At 37.2% G+C, this 24,002-nt stretch carries 21 protein-coding genes, 1 pseudogene and 1 riboswitch; of the genes and pseudogenes, 16 read left to right on the plus strand and 6 right to left on the minus strand.

From position 1 onward, the window contains the following. Positions 1–406: 406 nt before the first annotated feature. Complete coding sequence (locus QK255_RS02865) at positions 407–730, plus strand: hypothetical protein (protein WP_002291130.1); 324 nt, start codon at positions 407–409, stop codon at positions 728–730. Positions 731–1,521: 791 nt separating this feature from the next. Next, a protein-coding gene (locus tag QK255_RS02870) for an IS3 family transposase (RefSeq protein WP_086956687.1) occupies positions 1,522–2,684 on the plus strand; the annotation gives its coding sequence in 2 pieces (ribosomal slippage) (positions 1,522–1,798 and positions 1,798–2,684; 1,164 coding nt in all). A 127-nt stretch (positions 2,685–2,811) separates the two neighbouring features. Here the strand turns inward: QK255_RS02870 and QK255_RS13310 are convergent. Together QK255_RS13310 and QK255_RS02875 are read right to left on the minus strand one after the other, a co-directional pair. Beyond that, positions 2,812–3,033: pseudogene (locus tag QK255_RS13310) on the minus strand (hypothetical protein); the annotation flags it as partial. A gap of 152 nt (positions 3,034–3,185) precedes the next feature. Further along, positions 3,186–3,539 (minus strand): hypothetical protein, encoded by a 354-nt coding sequence (locus QK255_RS02875; RefSeq protein WP_002323376.1) that lies wholly within the window; start codon positions 3,537–3,539, stop codon positions 3,186–3,188. Positions 3,540–4,617: 1,078 nt separating this feature from the next. On the opposite strand from QK255_RS02875, the gene QK255_RS02880 reads away from it, so the two are divergent. The 5 genes from QK255_RS02880 to QK255_RS02900 all read left to right on the plus strand — a co-directional run bounded on the left by QK255_RS02880 (position 4,618) and on the right by QK255_RS02900 (position 7,706). Further along, on the plus strand, positions 4,618–4,839 hold the full coding sequence (locus QK255_RS02880; RefSeq protein ID WP_016628078.1) for a CAT RNA binding domain-containing protein: 222 nt from the start codon (positions 4,618–4,620) through the stop codon (positions 4,837–4,839). 94 nt (positions 4,840–4,933) lie between these two features. Next, positions 4,934–5,383 carry a PTS sugar transporter subunit IIA gene (locus tag QK255_RS02885; RefSeq protein WP_002293614.1) on the plus strand — a complete coding sequence of 150 codons (450 nt, stop codon included), beginning with the start codon at positions 4,934–4,936 and terminating at the stop codon, positions 5,381–5,383. A 15-nt stretch (positions 5,384–5,398) separates the two neighbouring features. Beyond that, positions 5,399–6,268 carry a ketose-bisphosphate aldolase gene (locus tag QK255_RS02890; RefSeq protein WP_002293613.1) on the plus strand — a complete coding sequence of 290 codons (870 nt, stop codon included), beginning with the start codon at positions 5,399–5,401 and terminating at the stop codon, positions 6,266–6,268. A gap of 12 nt (positions 6,269–6,280) precedes the next feature. Beyond that, entirely contained in the window at positions 6,281–6,607 is a 327-nt protein-coding gene (locus tag QK255_RS02895) for a PTS fructose transporter subunit IIB (protein ID WP_002293612.1), read from the plus strand. A gap of 1 nt (position 6,608) precedes the next feature. After that, complete coding sequence (locus QK255_RS02900; protein WP_002323374.1) at positions 6,609–7,706, plus strand: PTS fructose transporter subunit IIC; 1,098 nt, start codon at positions 6,609–6,611, stop codon at positions 7,704–7,706. A 397-nt stretch (positions 7,707–8,103) separates the two neighbouring features. Here QK255_RS02900 and QK255_RS13315 read toward each other — a convergent pair whose 3' ends face one another. Further along, on the minus strand, positions 8,104–8,313 hold the full coding sequence (locus QK255_RS13315) for a phenylalanyl-tRNA synthetase subunit beta (protein WP_002296192.1): 210 nt from the start codon (positions 8,311–8,313) through the stop codon (positions 8,104–8,106). Positions 8,314–8,553: 240 nt separating this feature from the next. Between QK255_RS13315 and QK255_RS02905 the strand changes: the two genes are divergently transcribed. The 3 genes from QK255_RS02905 to QK255_RS02915 are packed head-to-tail and all read left to right on the plus strand — an operon-like array spanning position 8,554 to position 10,286. Next, positions 8,554–9,129: an LOG family protein gene (locus QK255_RS02905; protein WP_002293608.1), complete on the plus strand. Its 576-nt coding sequence runs from the start codon at positions 8,554–8,556 to the stop codon at positions 9,127–9,129. After that, positions 9,129–9,569, plus strand: a complete 441-nt coding sequence (locus QK255_RS02910) for a nucleoside 2-deoxyribosyltransferase (protein WP_002293607.1) — start codon at positions 9,129–9,131, stop codon at positions 9,567–9,569. The genes QK255_RS02905 and QK255_RS02910 overlap by 1 nt, the downstream gene beginning before the upstream one ends. Positions 9,570–9,584: 15 nt before the next feature. Continuing rightward, positions 9,585–10,286: a deoxynucleoside kinase gene (locus tag QK255_RS02915; RefSeq protein WP_002293604.1), complete on the plus strand. Its 702-nt coding sequence runs from the start codon at positions 9,585–9,587 to the stop codon at positions 10,284–10,286. Between the two features lie 487 nt (positions 10,287–10,773). Here QK255_RS02915 and QK255_RS02920 read toward each other — a convergent pair whose 3' ends face one another. Next, positions 10,774–11,199 (minus strand): hypothetical protein, encoded by a 426-nt coding sequence (locus QK255_RS02920; RefSeq protein WP_002293601.1) that lies wholly within the window; start codon positions 11,197–11,199, stop codon positions 10,774–10,776. Between the two features lie 373 nt (positions 11,200–11,572). Here QK255_RS02920 and QK255_RS02925 point away from each other — a divergent pair, with 373 nt between their 5' ends. The 3 genes from QK255_RS02925 to QK255_RS02935 all read left to right on the plus strand — a co-directional run bounded on the left by QK255_RS02925 (position 11,573) and on the right by QK255_RS02935 (position 14,755). Next, entirely contained in the window at positions 11,573–12,544 is a 972-nt protein-coding gene (locus QK255_RS02925; RefSeq protein WP_002293600.1) for a LacI family DNA-binding transcriptional regulator, read from the plus strand. A gap of 31 nt (positions 12,545–12,575) precedes the next feature. Further along, positions 12,576–13,973 carry a 6-phospho-beta-glucosidase GmuD gene (gene gmuD / locus QK255_RS02930; RefSeq protein WP_002293599.1) on the plus strand — a complete coding sequence of 466 codons (1,398 nt, stop codon included), beginning with the start codon at positions 12,576–12,578 and terminating at the stop codon, positions 13,971–13,973. 158 nt (positions 13,974–14,131) lie between these two features. Then, positions 14,132–14,755: a hypothetical protein gene (locus QK255_RS02935; protein WP_002293598.1), complete on the plus strand. Its 624-nt coding sequence runs from the start codon at positions 14,132–14,134 to the stop codon at positions 14,753–14,755. A gap of 582 nt (positions 14,756–15,337) precedes the next feature. Here QK255_RS02935 and QK255_RS02940 read toward each other — a convergent pair. After that, positions 15,338–16,555 carry an IS110 family RNA-guided transposase gene (locus QK255_RS02940; RefSeq protein WP_002329089.1) on the minus strand — a complete coding sequence of 406 codons (1,218 nt, stop codon included), beginning with the start codon at positions 16,553–16,555 and terminating at the stop codon, positions 15,338–15,340. Positions 16,556–17,047: 492 nt separating this feature from the next. On the opposite strand from QK255_RS02940, the gene QK255_RS02945 reads away from it, so the two are divergent. Together QK255_RS02945 and QK255_RS02950 are read left to right on the plus strand one after the other, a co-directional pair. Beyond that, positions 17,048–19,141: an LTA synthase family protein gene (locus QK255_RS02945; protein WP_283341580.1), complete on the plus strand. Its 2,094-nt coding sequence runs from the start codon at positions 17,048–17,050 to the stop codon at positions 19,139–19,141. A gap of 158 nt (positions 19,142–19,299) precedes the next feature. Next, the gene (locus tag QK255_RS02950; protein ID WP_002293329.1) at positions 19,300–20,166 is read left to right on the plus strand and encodes an Rgg/GadR/MutR family transcriptional regulator; all 867 of its coding nucleotides are present in this window, start codon (positions 19,300–19,302) and stop codon (positions 20,164–20,166) included. A gap of 21 nt (positions 20,167–20,187) precedes the next feature. Here QK255_RS02950 and ndk read toward each other — a convergent pair whose 3' ends face one another. Then, positions 20,188–20,625, minus strand: a complete 438-nt coding sequence (gene ndk, locus QK255_RS02955) for a nucleoside-diphosphate kinase (protein ID WP_002293327.1) — start codon at positions 20,623–20,625, stop codon at positions 20,188–20,190. A 172-nt stretch (positions 20,626–20,797) separates the two neighbouring features. Beyond that, a riboswitch (M-box (ykoK) riboswitch) is annotated at positions 20,798–20,972 on the plus strand. Positions 20,973–21,313: 341 nt separating this feature from the next. On the opposite strand from ndk, the gene mgtA reads away from it, so the two are divergent. After that, positions 21,314–23,962, plus strand: coding sequence for a magnesium-translocating P-type ATPase (gene mgtA, locus QK255_RS02960; RefSeq protein ID WP_002293325.1), 2,649 nt, complete (start codon positions 21,314–21,316; stop codon positions 23,960–23,962). Positions 23,963–24,002: the final 40 nt, after the last annotated feature.

The following is a 24,002-nucleotide window of genomic DNA, read 5'->3' on the forward strand; positions in this document are numbered from 1 at the left end:
GTATGCTGGAAGATTCTAAGAAAACACTCGAGAAGGTTTGATACTATCTTACTAAAATAGGAAAAAGTCAAATTTCCCCCTGTTAGATTTTTGATATACACCGATACAGATAACAAACCAACTTATTTGTAAACTTAAACAAAATTCATGGGTAATTAATGTTTGATAGTTACAATGAGGACTATAAAAATTATCGAGGTGGATAAATGGAATGATTTAAAGTATCGTAAGCTTAGAATATACTTATCAACACACATATCTTACGGGGAGATTTAAGTCTGCCATCAAATAAACACAGAGAACTATGATGAAATCATTGAAAGTGTTAAAATTCCCTTTTTGAATAGAAAACCATTTGAAACAATCCATGTAAGATATAAAATTCTTAATTAAAAGAGGAGAAAAAATGAAAAATAAAAAAAAGAAACTCAAAGGAATGAAAGCAAATGATCTTTTAGTAGGTATTTTGGTTGTTATTGTATTCATTATGCTAGTTCTAAGACATACAATATTCAAAAACAGCCAATTTGATTTTCTTCCGCTGATTTCATTTATTGTTGTATTAGGGATTCTTATTGTTAGTTTCATAAACGTAGAACCTACGAAAAAACATGAGGTATTCGTTGAAAAGGGCCTGGGATTTGGGTATACTATCAATCCTAGAAATCTGTTTGGACTGTTTCTCTATATTATTTTGCTAGTAGCAACTATATTGCCTTACTTTATATAAAGTAAGCTTTTAAGTCTCCAAAAATTGTAAATCATTTATTAATAAGAGCATACAAAACTCAACCATGTAGATATATAGCGTATGTAATCTAAAGAAATCAATTTAAAGATAAACGTAAAGTATGACGCTAAGAGGGAACTGTGACAAAAGTCTTGTCGCAGTTCCTTTTTCCGAATAAACGGAGTTCAAAAGCTTGCATCTGCGGTAATAAGCTCAACCAAACGTAAAATATGAGGAACTATTTTTGTTTGGCTGTTCTTATTACTTGATGCAGGGCAGCTTTTTCACAACCTCTGATACACGGTGTTCCAGAAGTAACTTCTTCGAAAAATAAGCCGAAATTTCACAAAAATTTGAAAAGCAATTTTCGTAAATTCCTTCTTATTTCTTGAAGCTACCCACTTCTGTCACAACCTCCATCCATTATGAAAGGAGAACACTGCAAGCAGAACTACGGTCTTCTGTATGATTCAAAGAGATGTCGATTTTCAAAGTTTGAAACATAATCTAAAAAATAAATATCTCTATTATCTAAATGTTCCTGTTCGATTCCTTGTTGGATTCTAAAGTCAATAGCTAATAAACTGCAATTTGTTTCCATGATCCCCAGTGACGCTTCGAATATAATATAAATTGTTCCTTTCTTTAACCTAGGGAGTGTGATTGGATTTTTTGCATATGACTGACAATATATTTTACTTTTTGAGTTGTCTTCTTGGATAGGCTACAATTAACTAGACAGAAAAATTAAGGTGTGTAGACTAGAAGAAAACATACCAGGAGGAATTTTTATGTCTAAGAGAACACGAAGAACTTTTTCACAAGAATTCAAGCAACAAATCGTCAATCTTTACTTAGCTGGAAAGCCACGTGTAGAAATCATTCGAGAATATGAACTAACGGCTTCAGCATTTGACAAATGGGTAAAGCAATCTAAAACGAGTGGTTCATTCAAAGAAAAAGATAATCTTACGCCTGAACAAAAAGAATTGTTAGAACTACGTAAAAGAAACCAGCAATTAGAAATGGAAAATGATATTTTAAAGCAAGCAGCGCTGATATTCGGACGAAGAGACAAGTAATCGATGCGAATAAGCATCTTTACCCTATATCAGCGATGTGCAGAATATTAGGTCTATCACGTCAGTCCTATTATTATCAATCAAAACCAAAGAAAGACGAATCAGAACTTGAAGAAGTAGTCGCTGAAGAATTTATCCGCAGCCGAAAGGCCTACGGCTCAAGAAAAATAAAAAAAGCCTTATCAAAACGAGGCATTCAGATCAGCCGACGAAAAATTAGTAGAATCATGAAAAATAGAGGATTAAAATCGAGCTATACTGTTGCTTATTTTAAAGTACATCATTCTACTTGCAATGAAGCCAAAACGACAAACGTATTGAATCGTAAATTCTTAAGAGACAACCCATTAGAAGCGATCGTAACAGACTTGACTTATGTACGAGTCGGGAAAAAATGGAATTATGTCTGTTTCATTTTGGATCTGTTCAATCGAGAAATTCTCGGCTATTCTTGTGGAGAACATAAAGATGCCGTTCTAGTAAAAAAAGCATTTAGCCGTATCAAACAACCTCTGACAGAGGTTGAGATTTTTCATACTGATCGTGGAAAAGAGTTTGATAACCAAGCTATTGATGAATTATTAACAACTTTTGACATCAATCGATCATTGAGTCATAAAGGCTGTCCTTTTGATAATGCCGTAGCTGAATCAACTTATAAGTCGTTGAAAGTAGAATTTGTCTATCAATACACATTTGAAACCTTACAACAATTGGATTTGGAGTTATTTGACTATGTCAATTGGTGGAACCACCTTCGGTTGCACGGTACACTTGGCTACGAGACACCGGTTGGTTACCGTAACCAGAGATTGGCGCAGCGAATCCTTGATAATGAGCTCGGATGTGCTAACGCTAGCGAGGCAGTCTAACTTTAACTGTTAGCTCCTGCCGAAGATCGTCACATCCGAGGAGGCTCATTGTCAAGGACAATCGGAATAGCATACGGAAAGAAGTTCTGCACCTTATAAAATTTGTCAAAAAAACTGTTGCCATTCCATCTACATAAAATAGGTGAAATTCTATTGTTTTTTCTTTTCGAACATAAATCGAGTTAACAACATTGGTTTTTAACATTTCAAGATGATCTTTATAGATTTTGGAAATAGGGACCTCATTTACATCTACCATTTCTTTTAATGTAGTTAATGGTTTTTTTCTTTTTTTCACGCAGTGTATTTTTTCTTTATATTTTTCAAAAAGAAAATCCGTATCTAACAATATTCCTTTTCAAATAAGTATATGGATCTGGTCAATATAACTTACATAAGGATTGTTAAATAGTAGTTTGGTAATAATCGTTTTTTAGTAACGTAGCAAATATTCCCTAAAAATTAATAGCTGTTTGCTATGGTGGTAATAAACTCAAAGATCTATAACACAGGATCATTCAATTTGTAATGATTATATTTCGAAAAGGCTTCTATCTTATCGAAAATGCTATCTACGTCAGCTGTTGCTAAATCCTGATAAAGGATGGAAAGCCCATTTTTTTTGATCTCATCATTCATATAAGCTTGATCCATTTCATTGTACATAATCAAATCAGCTTGGGGAATATCAGTAGTAATATCGTAGCTAATGATTGAAAGGTCCCATTCGGGTTCAACTTTTATACGTAATTGTTCCTGAAGCTTCTTTGATCTACTCCAGATCATACCGGCTCCGCTACTCTTAAGAATTCCCCCTCTTGTGTTTACCGAATAAATCCATACCAGCTTTTTCATACCTTTCACTCCTTAATACTTTTATTGTGTCTATATAATATAAGTAATGTAGTATATACTTTAATACTCTTGAACTTGATAGTTATCTTCAGTTAGCAGAGAAGATCATTATCTGTTCATTTAACCTAATCATAGACCACTCTTGGAAATAATCAAGTTGTTCGTATACCAGTATACTTTTTCAACATACTGAGTTGAGTACTGACTAGCTATAAATCACTAATTCTATAATTTCATTAACAATAGTAGCTTTAGGGAGCTTAAGACGTATCTCTTGAAGTTTCTTGCGAATAAATTTTTTATAAACTGTGAGGGGAGCTAACAAAATGGCTAAACACACGACACTTTTCCTTGTTTACGGTGTTTGCATAAGATTTGCATAAGAGGAGAAAAATTGTTATGTAGCAAAAAAAGCAGGTCCTTATCAGTAGCGCTTTGACTTAAGGTGTAGCCAAGAATCAGGAAAAGGATTGGCTAAAAAAGTATGATCACCAGAAGTTTTGGATGAATGAAATGCCGTACCTCTCATCTTGAGACTGTTAGAAGAAAGAAAAAAAAAGAAGGGGCACTAGAAACAACTGTATTTCGTGAATGGATCGTAAAAGAATAAGAAATATTGTTTTTACAAAAACCTGACCGAAAAACAGTACACATTTTCGTATTTTTTCGTTTTTTCTTGACTACTGATGGCGCTATCAGTATCATAAATGGCAGATAGACACAGCCAAATAAAAAAAGGCACCTCTGCTTCTAGTGGCAGCTAGAAGCAGAGACCTTGAAAAGTCATCACACGTGACCGTCCAAGTTTGCCATAGTCAATGTAAATACATCAACCTTGTTTATTGTATCGAATCTAAAAGGAGAAATCTACCCTTTAGAGGAGAAATTTCAACAAAATGTATGCGTTTTATTTGCTGAGCAAAAGGTATTGGACGTTTGTGTTCAATACCTTTTTTGTCTGAACATACACCTGAAGATAAAACTGCTCTGTTCGAAGATCTCTTGTGCTTTTAATAGAGCTATAGCCAGCAGAATCGGTCAGTGTAAAAAGATGTTTTTTCGTCAAAGGAACTAGCCTTTGCGTATCTTATTATGGAAGCAGATTTTATTTGGCTGTTTTCTATCGCTGAAAGGAGAGGAGCAACCGATGCAAGTGATCGCTATTTTGAATCACAATGCTATCATTGCGAAATCAGAGGAAGGGGAGTGGGTGTTGATCAAAAAAGGAATAGGCTTTGGACGCAAGATCGGGGATCCAATCAATGAAAGAGATGTGGAAAGTGTCTATCAAAAAATTTAAAAATCGGGGAGTCACTGTTCAACAGGCTTGACCCATTTCGCTTCAGCGGAATGCGTCAAGCCTGTTTTTTTGAAGGGAGGAAATACCGCTGGAATTGACTCAAGTCATTTATGAAGAGTTGCTGATCATTCAGTCAAAAGCACAAACGAAACGCCAAATCTTAAAAGAATTAACAAAACTCATGACAGATAAAGGCGTAATAACTGATACAGAAAGTTTCTTGGATGATGTCTATCAAAGAGAAGCAGAAGGAGCAACAGGAATCGGACAAGGAATTGCTATCCCTCATGGTAAATCACCAAGTGTCCGGCAGACAGTGATCGCAGCTGCTACTTTAGCTGATCCGATTCCATGGGAAACATTAGATGATCGTCCTGTAGAAATCGTGATTTTATTTGCTGTACAAGAAGGTGACAAAAATAAAGGGCATCTTCAGCTTTTGCAAAAGATTGCCGTACTTTTGGCAAGAGAGAGGTTTATCAAAGAACTGAAAAAAGCTGCTTCAATCGAGGAATTATATATATTATTGACACAAAATGACTAGGAGGAATAATGACTTATGTTAGTAACAGGAAAAGAAATACTAGCCGTAGCGAAAGAGAGAAGCTTTGCCGTTCCTGCCTTTAATGCAGGTTCTGGGCAATTATTGAACGCAGTGATAGAAGCTTGTGAAGAAGCAGAATCTCCTGTTATGATTGCAATCCATCCAGAAGAACTGAAATTTTTGGCAGACAGTTTCATCGCTCAAGTGAAATATGCAGCTGAGCAGACAGATATTCCCGTATGTATCCATTTAGACCATGGTGATGAATTCAAACAAATTATTCATGCCATCCGCTTAGGTTTTACTTCTGTTATGATCGATGCATCCCATCAATCGTATGAAACAAATGTCATGTTATCTAAAAAAATAGTAGAAGCAGCTCACGCTGTTGGTATTTCTGTAGAGGCCGAACTGGGGACGATCGGAGACACAGGTAATACTGTAGAAGGCGGTGTCAGCGAGATTATTTATACGGATCCGTTAACAGCACAAGCATTCATTGAGGAGACCGGAATCGACAGTTTAGCGATCGCTATTGGAACAGCCCACGGGATCTATCCTAAAGAACTCAAACCCAAGCTTCGCTTCGATATTTTAGAATCGATTCGATCATTGACTACTATTCCTTTAGTCCTTCATGGAGGATCAAGCAACCCAGATGAGGAGATTCGTCAGGCAGTAGAATTAGGAATAAATAAAATCAATATTTCCAGTGATATCAAAATGGCATTCGCAGAAAAACTCCGAGATATCTTGAACTCAGGAGATTTAGAGATACGTGAACCGAATATACTGTTTCCACCTTGTATGGAAGCTGCAAAACAGGTTGCTTTAGATAAAATTTATTTATTCCAATCAGATGGCAAAGCAAAATACTATATGTGAGGGGGCAACAAAATGAAGATCGTAGGAATCGCAGCTTGTACCGCGGGGATTGCACACACGTATATCGCAAAGGAAAAACTGCTTCAAGCAGCAGAGAGCCTTGGACATGAAATCTGGATTGAGACACAAGGTCTTGCTGGAACACAAGAGCCACTAGAGCAAAAGTGCATTGCTGCTGCAGATGTCGTGCTTATTGCAGCAGATATCAAGGTAAACGGAAAAGAGCGTTTTCGTGGAAAAAAAGTAGTCGAAGTACCAACTAGTTTAGTTGTCAAATCTCCGAGAAAGCTGATCGAAAAATTAGAAGAGATGCTGAATGAAAGAATGGAAGGGGAATAAGATGGAGATACTGAAATCAATAGGCTTCAAAAAACATTTAATGACGGCGATCTCTTTCTTTTTACCTATCGTCGTCGCTTCCGGATTCTTGCTAGCTATTGGGAATATGATGGATGGAGTCACTATTGAATCATTCACAGATGGGTTTTCTTTTGCAGATACGATGACAACGATGGGAGGATATGGTTTAGGTTTATTACCAATGATTGTTTCCTGTGCCATTTCTTATTCAATAGCAGATAAGCCTGGTATTGCCCCTGGTTTGATTACTGGGATGACCGCTAGTGGGATTGGAGCGGGATTTTTAGGTGGAATGGTTGGCGGATATTTATCTGGATTAGTTGTTATTGGACTAACGGCAGGAATCAAAGTACCTAAATGGATGGATGGTCTAATGCCGACTCTGGTTTTACCATTTCTCAGTTCTTTCATTGGAGGATTGGTCATGTATTACGTGATAGGGACACCTATTAATTGGATTACAGAGATGGTTACAGGTTATCTAAGTAATTTAGATACTTCTTCGTTATTTTTATATGGTGCAGTAATTGGAGTATTATCATCAATCGATTACGGTGGAGCAATCAACAAAGTAGTATTTGCTTTTGTGTTTGCTTTGTTTTCAGAAGGAATCTATGAACCAATCACTGTATTGATTTTAGCTTCGATGGTAACCCCTTTCGGCTTGTCGATCGCTTATTTCTTAGGGAAAATCATTCGTAAAAATATATTCAATCGTCAAGAAATCGATACATTGAAGACCGCTTTTCCTATGGGGATCTGTCAGATCACAGAGGGATGTTTCCCTATCGTATTGAACGACTTGGCACGCAATGTCATAGCAACGGGAGTCGGTGGGGCAGTAGGTGGCGGATTAAGCATGCTTTGGGGCGCAGATAGCCGTATTCCGGCATCGGGAATGTTTGCAGTCGCTACGATGACCAGACCATGGGCATTCATTGGTGCATTGTTAGCTGGTTCTTTTGTCACAGGAATAACCATTTTATTATTGAAAAAACCAGTAGATCCGAATGCAGAAATCATCCAAGAAGAAAAAGAGGAAGAAGACATATCTTGGGATGATTTGACAATTAGTTAGGAGAGGCAGAATGGATTACAAGAAAAAAGTACAATAGATGTACCTTGAGGCAGGAATGGTATGAAAGAATCAGAGTTAGAAAGAATCGAATATACAGATTTTGGTTTAGGAGCGATCGAAACTGTCCAGAGCATCGGCACCCTCCTTGAAATGACGATGAAGGAAAAATGAGAACCTTTCGTTGTCGAAAAGGTCTGGTATACCTTATGTCGAAGGAAAGGAAACAAAAAAACTTTCCTGTACTATTCCAAAAAGGAAAGAAAGTTATTATACAGTAAAAAAAGAAATTATTCTTCATGCTAGAGATCAGTACACGATCGAGCCCAATATCAAACACTAGTTCCAGGCAGGCGCAACAGGTGCGGTTATCACTGAATTTTCTTCCAGCAGTGACGATTCAAGTGATATTTTTACAAATCCAGCTATTTATCGTTAACAAAAAGATTTTTAGGAGAAGCTGATGAACAAAAATGATCAAATTTTGATCGTTTAGTTCGTCGGCTTTTTTATTTAGAGAAACATCATTTATCAGTGAAACATAACACGAGAACAAAATGATTTTTTCGTTAATAAAAGAAACAAGTATTTGTTGTTTAAAATAATACACGTTATTGGCATATAGGACGAAATCCCAGTATCTTCTATAAGTAAGTCATTTCATATCGATGAAAACACGTTATTTATTTTTGTTTTATCTATAAAATAGCTGAAAAATGATTTTTTCCTAAATACTATATATAGTGGTGTCTATCCTATATACCACTAAAAAACTACAAAATCTAGTCTTTTATTTTAAAAAAACACGTGTAGAATGAAGATAGACTTTTGAGTTAGGGAGTGTTTTTTTATGAAACTTACTGTTTTTTGCGGTTCCCGTTTTGGTAATAAAGAAAGTTACAAATTTATTGCGCAAACGTTAGGAAAATACATGGCACAAGAAGAAATCGAACTGGTTTACGGTGGTTCATACTCCGGGATTATGGGAGTGATTAGTAAAACAGTACTGGAAAATAACGGAAAAGTCACAGGTATCTATCCGAATGGGCTTTTTGAAACTGAATTGCCTGGAAAAGATGTTACTACATTTATTCCTACAGAAACGATCGATGAAAGAAAGGTATTATTATTTGAAAAGGGAGATGCTGTCCTCGTTTTCCCTGGAGGTCTAGGTACATTGGAGGAATTCTCACAACTTCTTTCTTGGATAGCAATCGGTCTGACGCCTGACAAGCCAATCGGAATATTGAATATTGGCGGTTATTACAGCGGCTTGCAACAATTATTAGAAACTTTTGCAAAAGAGGATTTTATGGATAAAAAATGGTTGGATCAAGTAATCTTTTCCAACAATCCATTGGAACTGGTCAATGAATTACGAGCAGTATCTATTAAAAATCAGTTATTATTGAAGGAGGCAAAATAATGAGTCAAATATATTTAGCAGGACCATTTTTTTCAGAGGAGCAAATCGATCGAGTAAGTCGTATCGAAAAAGCGTTGGAGGAAAACAAAACAGTCACAAGTTTCTACTCTCCACGTCATCACCAAGAAAGCAATTATGAACTATTCAGCGCTGGATGGGCGCAGGAAGTATACGAAAAAGATATGGAAGAACTGACAAATGCAGAATTTGTTGTTGCTATCCTTGACTTTGAGCATCAAACAATCGATCCAGGAACGGCTTACGAATTAGGTGTGGCAACTATGTTGAAAAAACCGATGATCATTGTACAAGAAGAGACGGTACCTACAAACTTGATGATTACACAAAGTCTCCATACGTATTTAAAATCAGACCAAGCTGTACGTGAATATGATTTTGAAACATTGCCTGTTGAAACTTACGTAGGCGAGTACTTATAGAAGAGGAAGGGTTGTATGTCAGTGATTTTGATTTCAGGAACGATTGGTGCAGGTAAGAGCAGTTTGACGGATATGCTTGCAAAAGAGATTGATTCTAAACCATTTTATGAAAATGTCGAAGATAACGAAGTATTGCCGCTCTTTTATTCAAATCCTGAGCAGTACGCATTTTTATTGCAAATCTTCTTTTTGAACAAGCGATTTTTAGCAATGAAAAATGCTTTAGTGAACGATGACAATGTGCTAGACCGATCCATCTATGAAGATAGCCTGTTGTTCCATCTAAACGCTGATTTAGGTCGGGTAACGGATATCGAAGTACAGCAGTACGATAGCTTATTAGATACGATGCTAAACGAGTTAGATGATGTTGCTCCAAAAAAACGGCCTGATTTGATGGTCCATATCAAAGTTTCTTTGGACACGATGCTAGAACGTATCAAAAAACGTGGGCGTGATTATGAACAGCTAGAAAGCGATGAAACGTTATATACCTATTACGAAACGTTGAACACCCGCTATAATCAATGGTATGAAGATTTTGATGTATGTCCTAAAATACAAGTGGATGGGGATACATTCGATTTTGTAGAAAATCCAGAAGATGCAAAAAAGGTGATCCGTCAGATCCAAGAAAAATTAGCTGAATTGGAAGGAAAGCCTGCTGGAAAATATTTTACGGATAACCAGCATGCAAAAGGTCAAGAATTAGGCTAAAAATAAAAAACCAAACGACGGGAAAGAAAAATTACTACGTGATGTAGAATAAGCCTTTCTGTCGTTTGGTTATTTTATATTCAAATATTTGAAATAAATAAATCTTTACTCTTTGATTTGTAAACTGAAATGATCCACTGTTTGTTTTACTGATGAAGCTTGATCAAAGGAAGAAGCTGAGTTTGAAGTTCATAAAAATCAGCCATAGTGAGTTTTGCTTGATTTTGTTTATCTTCTTCTACTTTTTACATAATTTTGAACAGGATAAGATTCAAATGTTTTAAATGAATCTTTGACTAGTTTGTGACAGTTGTCGCATATGCTCAAGCTTCCTTGGTCATTAAATTCTGTATGGATATTTTTGTTGTTATTACATGTACAATAATCAGGACTATCGATCATCCATTTCGTCTCCTTTACAATCATCTTGCTTCTTTACTATAGCAGAAAAGAAGGGGAGAAACAAAAGAAGATCCAACAGACGGCACTATAGACTGTAGATGTTGCCATCCTCATCCTTCAAACGGTAATTACCGATTTTTGTAAATATGACTGTTGTTTCTTTTTTATTTTCTTTTCCTGAAATAATATATTCGTCATCTTTGGTAGTGATCTTGATATCTGTCAGCACTGTTTTTTCTTCAGATGATTCAGAAGAATCAGTTCCTTGTGTCTGATACGTGCGTGTCCATTCCATTTTTTTATCTGTAAATGTCAACTGTCCCGCGGATAAATCCATATCTTTACGTACTTTTAGCGTATATACACTGTTAGTGATATCTGCTTTTTCCGCTTTTAAGACAGAAGAATCGGTTGTTTCATCCGAGGATTGGTCAGAGCCGCCAAACAAATTACAGCCAGTCAATGTCAAAAGTCCCGCAGACAAAATAAATAGTACGATTAATTTCTTCAAAATACTTCCCCCATTTGATAGGATAAAGAAATTATACCATTGGAAAGTAAAACTTCAAACGGATGGAAGAGAAAAACGCACAAAACACCCACAAATAGAGTAAATTTTAGAATAAAATTTTAAAAAGGCAAAAAATCCGCCACTTTCAGAAAGCGTTTTAAAAAAGTGTTGCAATCTTTTAAAAAAATGCTATATTAAAAATGAACCGGTTCAAATACTTGTTTAAGTATAATTAATAGTGAGAGGAAGTTGCTCTACTGAAGACTTTAGTTATATGGATATTGATGACAAGCAACACTATGCAAAGAAAGCGGTCATCATAATCGAACAACAAGAAAGAGAAATCAAATGTAACTGGCAGGAGTGAGAATGTATGGCATCGATCCGTGACGTGGCTAAGATGGCTGGTGTTTCAGTGGGAACAGTTTCCCGTTACTTGAATGGTCAGCAACTGAAGGAAAAGAACATGAAAAAAATAGCAGAAGCGATTTCAGCGTTGGACTATAAAGAAAACATCATTGCTAAAGGGTTGAAGAATAATCGAAGCTTCTCTATTGGACTTTTGATAAACGGGATTTCCAGCCGTTTTGGGTCGGAAGTTGTCTCAGGGATCGAAAGAGTAGCTGAAGAAAATGGGTATAGCTTATTATTAAGCGGGTTTGCCGATCAGCCAGAAAAAATTGAACAAAAAATTGAATACCTGATGAAGCATGTGATCGATGGGCTGATTGTCTTCTTATCCGAAGAAGAGTGGTCTGGATTTGAAATGCTCACAAAAATGAGTATTCCAGTTATCGCATTGAATTGTCCAGAAGGGCCAGCAGGTATTGATACAATATTAGTGAATGATCGAGAAAGTGTAGCAAAAGTGATCGCTCATCATGGTGAACAAGGACATAAAAAAATCGGATTTATTGCTGCCACTCAAACAGACTACGTAGCAAGAGAACGTTTAGCAGGAGCCAAAGAAGCGGTACAAAATGATCCATCGATCCAATTAGAGGTCTTTACAGGAGACTATTCTAGAAAAAGTGGCTATTATGGGGCAAAAGAATTATTAGAAAAAGGAGTAACAGCGATTTTTGTCAGCAATTATAATATGTCGATCGGTGCTATCGAATGTTTCAATCAAGAAGGTATCAGAATCGGGAAGGACATTGCGTTTAGTCATTATGATTATTTGGATAAAAACGAATTGAGCATCCTTCCGAAAATCACGATTACACCACCAACAGATAAAATTGGGGAACAAGCCGCAGAACAGCTGTTGAAACGAATCAAAAAAGAAGAGGAAGAAAATGAAAAAGTGATTGTGATGGAAAATATCATACATGGAATCAACTAAAACGAACTAAAAAAGAAAAAGAGGTGCTTTGATGAAAAAATATCAATTTCCAGCAAATTTTTGGTGGGGTTCTGCAGCAAGTGGCCCACAAACAGAAGGAAGGATTTCAGGTGATGGAAAAGGAGAGAACATTTTTGATTATTGGTACAAAAAAGAACCGCAAAAGTTCTTTGACCAAGTAGGACCTGAAAAAACTTCACAAGTTTATACGAAGTATCAAGAGGATGTACAGTTGATGAAACAGACTGGGCATAATTCATTTCGAACATCTATCCAATGGAGCCGTTTGATACCTGATGAATCTGGAACAATCAACGAAGAAGCCGTTCGTTTCTATCATCGTTATTTTGATGAGTTGATTGAAAACGGTATCGAACCCTTTGTGAATCTGTATCATTTCGATATGCCGGTGTATCTGCAAGAAAAAGGCGGATGGTTGAACCGAGAAACGGTTGAAGCCTATGAAAAATATGCCAAAAGTTGTTTTGAATTGTTTGGTTCGAAAGTAAAAAAATGGTTTACTCATAATGAACCAATCGTTCCAGTCGAAGCAGGTTATTTATATCGATGGCATTATCCAGAAGAGTCAGATATGAAAAAAGCGATCCAAGTTGGCTATCATGAAGCGTTGGCTTCAGCGTTAGCCATCAAATCTTACCATGAAATGGAGCAAGGTGGTGTTATTGGTATCATCTTGAATCTGACACCAAGCTATCCAAGAGACGAATCAAACCCTGAAGATGTTAAAGCAGCGCAAATAGCAGATGCGTTCTTCAATCGTTCATTCCTTGATCCAGCTGTAAAAGGCGAGTTTCCAAGTGAATTGATTGAGATAGTAAAAGAACTTGATCTCATGCCTGTGATCCATGCAGAGGATTTGACGGTTATCAAAGAAAATACAGTAGATCTTTTAGGTATCAATTATTACCAGCCACGCCGGGTAAAAGCAAAAGAAACACCAATCGATACTAAAAACGGTCCAATGCCTGAGGATTATTTCGACAATTATGAAATGCCTGGTCGTAAAATGAATCCTTATCGCGGATGGGAGATCTATGAACAAGGAATCTATGATATTTTGATCAATGTACGAGATCATTATGGAAATATCGACTGCTTTATTTCTGAAAACGGTATGGGTGTAGAAAACGAAGCACGATTTATCAAAGAAGATGGCATGATCCACGATGATTATCGGATCGAATTTGTCCAATCTCATCTGAAATATGTCCATCAAGCCATTCAAGAAGGTGCCAATTGTTTAGGCTATCATATGTGGACATGTATGGATAACTGGTCGTGGACCAATGCATATAAGAATCGATATGGCTTTATTTCAGTAGACTTAGCACAAGATGGAAAAAGAACAATCAAAAAATCGGGTCATTGGTTCAAAGACGTATCAGATAAAAACGGATTTGAGGCTTAAGAAAGAATAGTTGAGAGCAAATGCGTGAAATTCTCCATTCTTACCATTTTGTGAAAAAGAAGTTCAATTATTTACGATCTTTTTCAACTTTTTTGTCTTTCTATTTCATTTTTTGTATATAATAGAATAGTCAAAATTAAATAGGAGTGGAGGAAAGCATGAGGAAAAAAAGACCGTTTCTTCTCTTTTGGTTATTCGGTTTTTTCTTACTGCTTATTTTATCCGCAGCATTTTCAGGAAAAATGACAGCAGATCTTGCTCAGAAAGAAACAGAAAAAATCGTAGCAAGCAAAGAATCAGTAGATAATTTCAAAAAAGAATTCTCAACTTATTGGTGGGCGGAGTATAAAATAACTGCCAATTACGAAAAAGGCGAATTGGACATTTATTTGCCAAAAGGAAAAGAAGAAAATCAATTTATTAATATCGATGACGTACTTAGTGCGATTTCTCTCAGACAATATCAATTCAAAGACAAACATTTGACCGTTTTGCTTTTGACTCATGATGGCGACAAAGTAGCCCGTTTGAAAAATGGAAAAGTGATCACCGCTTATTCTGAAAAAGTAGACAAAAAAGTGGTCGCCGATCGTTTAGCGGAATGGAAAAAGACAAATGAACAAGTCAAGAAAACAACTATCTCTTCTCAAAAAAACGAATCGACAGGAACAAGCCCTTCAGATTCTGGCAGTGGGCAAACGATAACGGGAAATGAAGAAAATCAAGCCTCAATCATTACGAATGAGTCATCAGAAGGACAATATCAAACTTATGGGCAATGAAAAACAGAGGTTGTGAAATCAGCGTTTTGACCTGAGTATTAGAGAAACAAACGGCAAAATAGTTCCTCATATTTTGCCGTTTTTTGAGCTAATACCGAAGGTCAGCTGATTGAACACCGTTTAAGAAAGAGGTTGTGAACCTGCCGTTTCAGTCTGAGTCACAAGGAGCAATTTCAAAAAATAGCTCCTTATATTTTTCGTTTGGTTGGGCTTATTACCGCAGATGCAAGCTTTTGAACACCGTTTACCAAGAGGTCTTGAGCCTGCCGTTTAACTCTGAGCCACAAGGAACAATTTCAAAAAACAGCTTCTCATGTTTTATAAATATTGTGACTTGTGGCCGAGGAGTTGGCAGGAGAACACCGTTTAAAGAAGAAGTTGTGAAAAAGCTGTCCTGCATCAAGAAATAAGGAGCTGCGACAAGAATTTTGTCACAGCCTCTTTCCTACGATTAGTCAAGTAAAAGGTGTAAGAAAAATAGCTCATAAACGAAAGCGACAAAATCAAGGCACACCAAATAAAGCCTCGTTCGTAAAAAATTTTCGATCTGGGCAAAGAAGTGGTATACTGTAAGTGGTTTAGTTAATGGTCCACTGAGACCGCGTACGCATAGTCGTACTCTGTATGTGCCCTAACCATAGCGTGCATACATTTCAGAAGCTTGTTCATACAAGCAACTGTGGCAACCTTATCTTTCTTAGGGATAGGTTGCTTTTTTAATTTGTAGTAATAATCGACAATATGATTAGGAGCTGCGCGTTGCTGGCGAATCATATTTCGAATGGTGAAGAAAATAATTTTCCGTGCTTTGGGATTACCACGCTTATTGATGCGGTCTTGGCCAGTATACTTACCTGATTGATACCGTCGGATGTCAATTCCGACAAAGGCATTCAATTGTTTATGGGTTTTAAATCGTGTGATATCTCCTAATTCACCGAGCAATAAAGCGGCTGTGAGTGCGCCGATCCCAGGGAACGTTTGGTACAACAAAAAGCAAGGAGAGCCTTCGGCTTTTTTGATCATTTGTGTCGCCAGTGCTTCTTTTTGTTCGAGTAAATCTTGGAGAAGTTCGGCGTAATAAATCGTTTTTTGACAGTGGATACTGTCTTTTTCAACAGCTGGGTAGGCACACTGTGCATAGTGGATGATTTGATCTGCCTTTTGCTCGGCACGATTCGCGGAGATTTTTTTCCGTGTTTCGTTGATTAGTTTATTTTTTATTTTTGTCCGAGTAGATGCCAATACAAAATCTGGATGGGGAAAAAGACGGATCAATGTCAATGCGTAAGGGGTCAGCCTGTTTGAAAAGAACTGTTCAAGCTCTGGAAAAGTCAACTGAAGGCAGTTGTGTAAATCCATGCGCAGACGAGTGATTTTCTTCTCAATCTCTTGATAAAAACGGGCTAAATCGCGCATCTCTAAGTAAAAATTGCTTTGTACTTCTTTTGGCTGACGTTGATTTTTAAGATGAGTCTGTGCGAGCCGGTGGGCATCCGATTTATCTGTTTTCCAACTGCGTAAGGTGCTTTCTTCCATCTGTTTTTTCGCTTCTAACGGGTTTAACAAACAGTAAGAAAAGTGATGATCTTGAAAGAACTTTTCGACTGGTCTGGAATAAATCCCCGTTGCTTCAAAAACAATCAATGGACGTTCAGGCAAGTGCTGGATCTCTTCGAGTAATGCATGAAATCCTCTTTGAGTGTGTTCGATCTCGTCTTCAAATAAGCAGGTGTCGTCTTTGTATAGGACACTGTAGCTGTGTCCCATTGAAACATCTAATGCAAGAATGTAAGGCATTTGTATTCCTCCTTTTTAAGTTTTGAAAGAACTTTACTGCTTCATTTCGATTCCAATTTCCTATACACGGGCTCATGGCCCCAACATACGTAAACCTGATTCTAAAATGACAGTAAAGAAGTTCGGTTTTTGATAGGGACTCGTAGTCCTCAAGGCTTTGTTCGAACTTTCTTTCACTCTTCACTATAATCTAAAAATAGAAAATAGAGGAGAACATCATTCGTCAATGATGTTCCCCTCTAATCTTAGTATGTTTTTTTGTACGAATACCGAGAAACTGGCTTTTGAATACCGTGGAGTGAAGCGGTCACCACAAGACTTTTATCTCTTCATTAGTTTAATCGCTTACATCGCAGCGGTTTTATGCTGTGAAAAGTTGACGGAATAATCTTTAGAAAGAATAAAAAAATCTTAAGATAACAACTTTTTTAGGAAATTTTCATTTTTCAGGAGCAAAATAAGAAAAAATGTGAATAGAGAGAAGTGATATACGTGACACAACTTAAAAAATTGTGCCAAAATCGTTTAGCAATCGTTTTGACAGCTGTTTTCTTTTTCTGGCTGAAGACGATCATTGCCTACTATGCAGATTTTTCATTAGGTGTGGAAGGTACGATCCAGTACTTTATCTTGTGGATCAACCCAATTGCGACTACCTTATTGTTTTTTGGCCTTTCTTTGTATATTAAAAAGCCAAAGCCAGCGTTAGCTATTCTTTTGATCATTGATATTTTAAATACGCTTTTGTTGTACTTGAATATTATTTTTTATCGGGAATTCACAGATTTCATTACAGTCAAATCTGTATTAGGCTTTTCGAAAGTGTCGCAAGGATTGTCAGGAAGCTCCTTTTCTTTGATGAAGCCCCATGATGTCATCTACTGGCTGGATATCGCTGTGTTCATTGGGCTACTGGTTTGGTTGAAGGTCAAGAAAATACCTATCAAAAGTCAACCTGTCGGCAAACCGATGGCTATCGCTGTTACCTGTCTTTCAGGGCTTATTTTTTCAGGAAATCTAGCGCTGAGCGAAGCCAACCGTCCACAATTGCTGCAGCGAACATTTGACCGTTCATATATTGTCAAATATCTAGGAATCGATGCGTATACTATTTATGACGGAATCAAAACAGGAATGACTAGCAGTGTTCGCGCGCATGCAAGCAGTAATGGGATTGATGAAGTTTTAGATTATACAAAGAAACATTATGCAGAGCCAAATCCCAAAACATTTGGGATCGCTAAAGGGAAAAATGTGATCGTTCTCCATTTAGAAAGTTTCCAGCAGTTTTTGATTAATATGAAGGTAGACGGACAAGAAGTCACACCGTTTTTAAATAGTATTTTCCAGAATCAAGCAACGATCAGCTTTGACAATTTCTTTCATGAAGTAGGACAGGGAAAGACAAGTGATGCTGAAAATATGTTGGAAACTGGCACATTTGGTTTACCTCAAGGCTCATTATTCACAGAGCTTGGGTCAGACAATGTCTTTCAAGCCGCACCAGCGATCCTTGGACAAAAGCAAGGCTATACAAGCGCTGTTTTCCATGGGAATGTAGCTAGTTTTTGGAATAGAGATCATGTATATAAAAACTTAGGTTATGACAATTTCTTTGATCGATCTTATTTTGATGAATCCGACGAAACGTTAGGTTATGGGATATTAGATAAAGATTTATTCAGAGAATCTGCCCAATATCTTGAGCATCTACAACAGCCGTTTTACACGAAATTTCTTTCCGTAACCAACCACACGCCTTATTATACGGATGACAAGAATTTCGACTTTCCATCTTTGAATACTGGAAATAGCACAGTAGATAACTATGTTCGAACGGCACATTATCTGGATCAATCATTGGAACAATTTTTTACGTATTTGAAAAAATCTGGTATTTACCAAAATTCAATCTTTGTGATTTACGGGGATCATTTTGGGATCTCGAATACAGATAATAAAGATTTAGCAAGCGCTCTTGGTAAAGATCCAGATACATGGGATGAATTTGACAACGCACAGATGCAACGAGTGCCATTGATGATCCATATGCCTGGTTATACTAAAGGGTCAGTCAATCACGAATACGGTGGAGAAATCGATGTTTTGCCGACATTACTTCATCTCTTGGGAATCGATGATAAAGACTATCTCCATTTTGGTACGGATTTATTATCTCCTCAGCATGATCAAGTAGTGGCTTTTCGAAATGGGAACTTCGTGACACCCAAATACACCATCTTAGGAGGAAAAGCTTACAATAACCAAACAGGAGAAATCATCGATACGAAAGCAGCAAGAATCGATGAGGAAATCTCCAAAGATCAGGAAAAAGTCAAGACTGCGTTAAGTCTTTCAGATAAGCTGAATCAGGAAAATCTCTTGCGGTTTTATGTGCCAAACGGATTTGAGACGATTGATCCGAAAAAATATGACTATAAAAATGAAGCGGAACGTAATGAAGCAATCGAAAAGCAAAAAGGCGAACATTCGACAAGTGTCTTTTCAAAAAATGGTAATAAAACAACAACCAACTTATATCCAGTAACAAGAACAGACGTTGAACAGCAAAAAAATAATCAATAAACAATCAAACCAACCTTCAGTAGTTAGACAACATTCTAATGCTTGAAGGTTGGTATTTTTTATGAAAAAACATTTTTTTATTTTTTTCGTGTATTTTTCCTTTTTAACGTATCTATTTATTGAATGTGGAAAAATTTAAATTAAAAAGGAGAACTATTATGTATGATGGTGAATTGATCAAGAAACTTCGAGTCAACAAGAAGTTGACACAGTCCCAATTAGCGGAAGGAATCTGTTCTAAGACTTCTCTAGTCGGGATTGAGACAAATTCAGTGAAAAAAATGTCATTTGTAACATTGAGATCATTTTTAGAGCGAATGAACATGACACTTGCAGAATATGAATGGATGCGAAACCAGCTGGATGAACCAATAAAGTTAAAGAAAAAAAGACGAATGCTAGATCGGGTACAAGAAGACAGCTTTGATCCTTATAAAGAGATCAGCAATAACCGTAGGCATTTTAAGAAAACAGAAGATCTGTATTATTTGGTTTTGAATCTTCACATGGTCGAAAAAACAGAAGTATCTGAGACAGAATTTGAATTTTTACGTTATGAATGCCGAATCATTGAAGAATACTTGATGCAGATACCAGACTATGGTCAATTTGAACTATCTATTCTAGCTGATTTTCCTTGGATATTCAGTGATCGGTTCATTGAGAACAATTATTTGAAAATCAAAAAAAGAATGCGACGATTAGCACAGTTGAACAATCATGAGCAGTATCTCTTTACTTTTTTAATGAACCTGACTTCGTTTTATATAGAAAATGGTCGGTTGAAAAAGGCACGTAGTGTGAATGAAGATATGAAACGGAGCTTAGCACATAAAGAAAGAAGTACAGTGATCTATGAAACATTGATGGCAGATTATTATCAAAGATTGATTTCTGCTGCTTTAGGGGAAGAAAAGACGAAAGACTACCAAGAATTCTTCACAGTGCTCGAATATATGTTAGGAAAGAATCAACGGAGGTCCTTAGAGAAAAAACTGCTGGCCATTGCTGAACCCAGCAACTAGACCAGCAGTTTATAATTTGTATCACTTCGCCGCTTTTTCAGACGGTTTGTTTATATCGAATGGCGGGAAAAAGCGGGCGATCTCTTTTACCGCAGCATCACGGGAATCAGAAGCGTGAATGATGTTTTCAGTCCCCGGCAGCGCGTAGTCTCCTCGGATCGTACCTGGAACAGCATCGGCAGCTTTTGTTGCCCCAACCATCTTACGGACGATATCGATCACTTCCTCGCCGACCAGCACAAGATAAACGACAGGACCGGAAGTCATGTAATCGATCAGTTCATCAAAAAAACTGCGCTCAGTCAAGTGCTGATAATGTTCTTTTGCTAATTCAGGAGTCATAGTTTCAAACTTCATTTCAGCAATGGCCAGTCCCTTTGCTTCAAAACGTTGAATGATGCTTCCGACTAAATGGCGTCTCACGCCGTCTGGCTTGATAATAACAAGTGTTCTTTCCATAACAGCACCTCGTTTCCTACTATATTTCTATTATAGCGGGAGGTGGAAAATGAGACAAATAAAACCGCGTGAGACAGGAATATAACGTGTGTATTTTAAAAAAAGTATGAAAAACATGGAAAATTGATTTGACATCCTCTTTTTTAGTTGTTATATTAACGAAGGAAAACCGAATAAGATTTGTTAGGTGAGGCTCCTATACAAACATAGGCTACTGCCCAAAAACGTCGAGAGACGCCAATGGGTAGAACAGGAATTGTCGAGATAAGGCTTTTCATAAGGTAGCTAAAAGCAGGTATCTGCTTTTTACGTTGTACAGTGTCAAAACTCAACGATGAGATCTGAGAAGCTTTTTTTAATATGCTTTTTCAAACCTTTCGCTGAGTATTTGGCGAGAGGTTTTTTTGTTGCCGCAAATCCCCATCGGTGAAAAATAAAAAGGAGGTGGTCTAATTGGGAAAATAACTATTCGAAAAATGATTGGAAGTCATGAATTAAAATTACTTAGTAAAGGAGATGAGAACAAATGGATGACAGTCATTCGAAAAACAAGGATCTAGAGGAAAGGCCAGGGCTATTATCTATCTGTTCTCAGCCCCTTTCAGTTTTTTCTCTATCGATCCGATGAATAGCTAAAGACCAAAAGCAGCGAGAACAGCTGTCTTTTGGACACAAAGGAGAGATTGAGATGGAAAAAAAGAAAGATACACAAAAAATTTATGCAGCTTTTGCTGGAAAAACGAAACAAGAATTATTTGAACTATTCCATGCATCAGCAAATGGATTGACAGAAGAACAAATCGAACGTTCAAGAGAAAATTACGGTGAAAATGCGATTTCATATGGCAAAAAAACACCATTCATCGTAGAAATATTGAAAGCATACATCACGCCATTTACATTAGTGTTGATCGCATTAGGAATTATTTCATTCATCACGGAATATGTATTAGCAGCTCCTGGAGATAAAGATCTTTTCGGTGTAGCCATTATCTTCACTATGGTTATCGTCAGCGGGACAATGACGTTGATTCAGTCCGTACGTTCCAATCAAGCGGCTGAAAAACTGAAATCACTTGTGAAAGTAACGGCAGCTGTAAAACGTAATGGAAAGTACACAGAGATTCCTATGGAAGAAATCGTCTGTGGAGATCTTGTTCGGCTTTCAGCAGGGGATATGATACCAGCGGATATGCGTTTATTGTCCGCAAAGGATTTATTCATTTCCCAAGCAGCATTGACAGGGGAAAGCTATCCAGTAGAAAAGAATGCGAAAGTATGTGAAGACGATCAGCAAAGCGAAACAAGTTACGAAAATCTTGTCTTTATGGGAAGTAATGTCATCAGTGGAAGTGCGGAAGGAATCATTGTTTCTGTTGGAAATGAAACACTATTTGGTCATGTAGCAGAAACGCTATCTGAAAAACCAATTCAATCAAGCTTTGAATTAGGCATCCATAAAACATCCATGCTACTGATCAAATTTATGTCATTGATGGCTCCAGCAGTTATCGTCATCAATGGGCTTACAAAAGGGGATTGGCTAGAAGCTTTTCTTTTTGGACTATCTGTAGCAGTTGGTCTAACACCTGAAATGCTTCCAATGATCGTTACGACGAATTTGGTCAAAGGAGCAAGTGTGATGGCCAAAAAAGGAACAGTGATCAAAAATTTGAATGCCATCCAAAACTTTGGTGCAATCGATGTGTTATGCACGGATAAAACGGGGACATTGACACAAGATAAAATCATTCTTGAATATCATATGGATTGTGAAGGAAATGAAGATGATCGTGTTTTGCGCCATGCGTATCTAAATAGCTACTATCAAACAGGGCTGAAAAATTTGTTAGATGTGGCTATCATTGATGAAGCAACAGAAACTTTAGATACAGATAAGATCAATTATCAAAAAGTGGATGAAATTCCTTTTGATTTTGAACGTCGTCGTATGAGTGTTGTGGTTGCTGATCCAGCTGGTAAAACACAAATGATCACAAAAGGCGCGATTGAAGAAATGCTGAACATTTCTAAATTTATTGATCTTGGCGGTACTGTCACACCATTAACAAAAGAACGAAAAGAAGCCGTACTTGCAAAAGTACAGTCACTTAATGAAGATGGCTTACGAGTGATTGGTGTCGCACAAAAGACCAATCCAAGCGTCGTTGGAGAATTTTCAGTCAAAGATGAGTCAGACATGGTTTTGATTGGTTATCTTGCTTTCCTTGATCCACCAAAAGAAACAACGAAACAAGCGTTGAAAGCTCTGAAAGAACATGGTGTAGCTGTAAAAGTTCTGACTGGGGACAACGAATTAGTTACACGTTCAGTGTGCCGTCAAGTAGGTCTAGAGATCAATGAATTGGTTACCGGTGAGAAAATCTCGGAAATGAGTGATCATGAATTAGCACAAGTAGCTGAAGACCATGAAGTATTCGTAAAATTGAATCCTCAGCAAAAAGCACGTTTGACGACAGCTTTACGTAAAAATGGTCATACTGTCGGATTTTTAGGAGATGGTATCAATGACGCTCCTGCAATGAAAGTGGCTGATATCGGTATTTCTGTAGATACAGCTGTGGATATTGCGAAAGAATCTGCAGACGTGATCCTTTTAGAAAAAGATTTGACGATTTTGGAAAGAGGCCTTCTTTCTGGACGAGAAACTTTTGGGAATATCATGAAATATATCAAGGCTACAGCAAGTTCTAATTTTGGCAATATGTTTTCCGTGCTGATTGCAAGTACGTTCCTGCCATTTTTACCAATGCTGCCTTTACAACTTTTGTTTTTGAATCTGATCTATGATGTTTCCTGCATTTCCTTGCCATGGGATCGGATGGATAAAGAATATTTGGACGAGCCAAAAAAATGGAATGCATCTAGTATTGGGAAATTCATGGTTTACTTTGGCCCAACAAGTTCGATATTTGATATTACTACTTACTTGTTGATGTATTTTGTTATTTGTCCTGCTGTAGTGGGCGGAAGTTTCCATACATTGGATAGTTCACAGCAAGTGATTTTCATCGCATTATTCCATGCAGGATGGTTTGTCGAATCACTATGGACACAAACCTTAGTGCTCCATGCACTGCGTACACCGAAAGTACCATTTATCCAAAGCAACGCAACATTTGCCATGTTTGTTATCACTACATTAGGAATTATTGTCGGTTCTGTCCTTCCTTTTACAAGTTTTGGTGCTGAATTAGGCTTGATGCCACTTCCTGGCAATTACTGGTTATGGTTATTTGCTACAGTCATCGCTTATCTGGCGCTTGTGACAGCTGTGAAGAAAATCTATATCCGTCGATTCCAAGAACTCTTATAAACGAGAAGGCTGGTTCTTTGCTTCTGTTCTTTTTGGACCA

The organism is Enterococcus sp. ZQ21 (assembly GCF_030053755.1).
GTDB classification, from domain to species: Bacteria; Bacillota; Bacilli; order Lactobacillales; family Enterococcaceae; genus Enterococcus_B; species Enterococcus_B lactis.

Coding starts and splice junctions, on each gene's coding strand:
- QK255_RS02865 (WP_002291130.1), top strand. CDS start 407: ATGAAAAATAAAAAAAAGAAACTCAAAGGAATGAAAGCAAATGATCTT.
- QK255_RS02875 (WP_002323376.1), bottom strand. CDS start 3,539: ATGAAAAAGCTGGTATGGATTTATTCGGTAAACACAAGAGGGGGAATT.
- QK255_RS02890 (WP_002293613.1), top strand. CDS start 5,399: ATGTTAGTAACAGGAAAAGAAATACTAGCCGTAGCGAAAGAGAGAAGC.
- QK255_RS02895 (WP_002293612.1), top strand. CDS start 6,281: ATGAAGATCGTAGGAATCGCAGCTTGTACCGCGGGGATTGCACACACG.
- QK255_RS02900 (WP_002323374.1), top strand. CDS start 6,609: ATGGAGATACTGAAATCAATAGGCTTCAAAAAACATTTAATGACGGCG.
- QK255_RS02905 (WP_002293608.1), top strand. CDS start 8,554: ATGAAACTTACTGTTTTTTGCGGTTCCCGTTTTGGTAATAAAGAAAGT.
- QK255_RS02910 (WP_002293607.1), top strand. CDS start 9,129: ATGAGTCAAATATATTTAGCAGGACCATTTTTTTCAGAGGAGCAAATC.
- QK255_RS02915 (WP_002293604.1), top strand. CDS start 9,585: ATGTCAGTGATTTTGATTTCAGGAACGATTGGTGCAGGTAAGAGCAGT.
- QK255_RS02925 (WP_002293600.1), top strand. CDS start 11,573: ATGGCATCGATCCGTGACGTGGCTAAGATGGCTGGTGTTTCAGTGGGA.
- gmuD (WP_002293599.1), top strand. CDS start 12,576: ATGAAAAAATATCAATTTCCAGCAAATTTTTGGTGGGGTTCTGCAGCA.
- QK255_RS02935 (WP_002293598.1), top strand. CDS start 14,132: ATGAGGAAAAAAAGACCGTTTCTTCTCTTTTGGTTATTCGGTTTTTTC.
- QK255_RS02940 (WP_002329089.1), bottom strand. CDS start 16,555: ATGCCTTACATTCTTGCATTAGATGTTTCAATGGGACACAGCTACAGT.
- QK255_RS02950 (WP_002293329.1), top strand. CDS start 19,300: ATGTATGATGGTGAATTGATCAAGAAACTTCGAGTCAACAAGAAGTTG.
- ndk (WP_002293327.1), bottom strand. CDS start 20,625: ATGGAAAGAACACTTGTTATTATCAAGCCAGACGGCGTGAGACGCCAT.
- mgtA (WP_002293325.1), top strand. CDS start 21,314: ATGGAAAAAAAGAAAGATACACAAAAAATTTATGCAGCTTTTGCTGGA.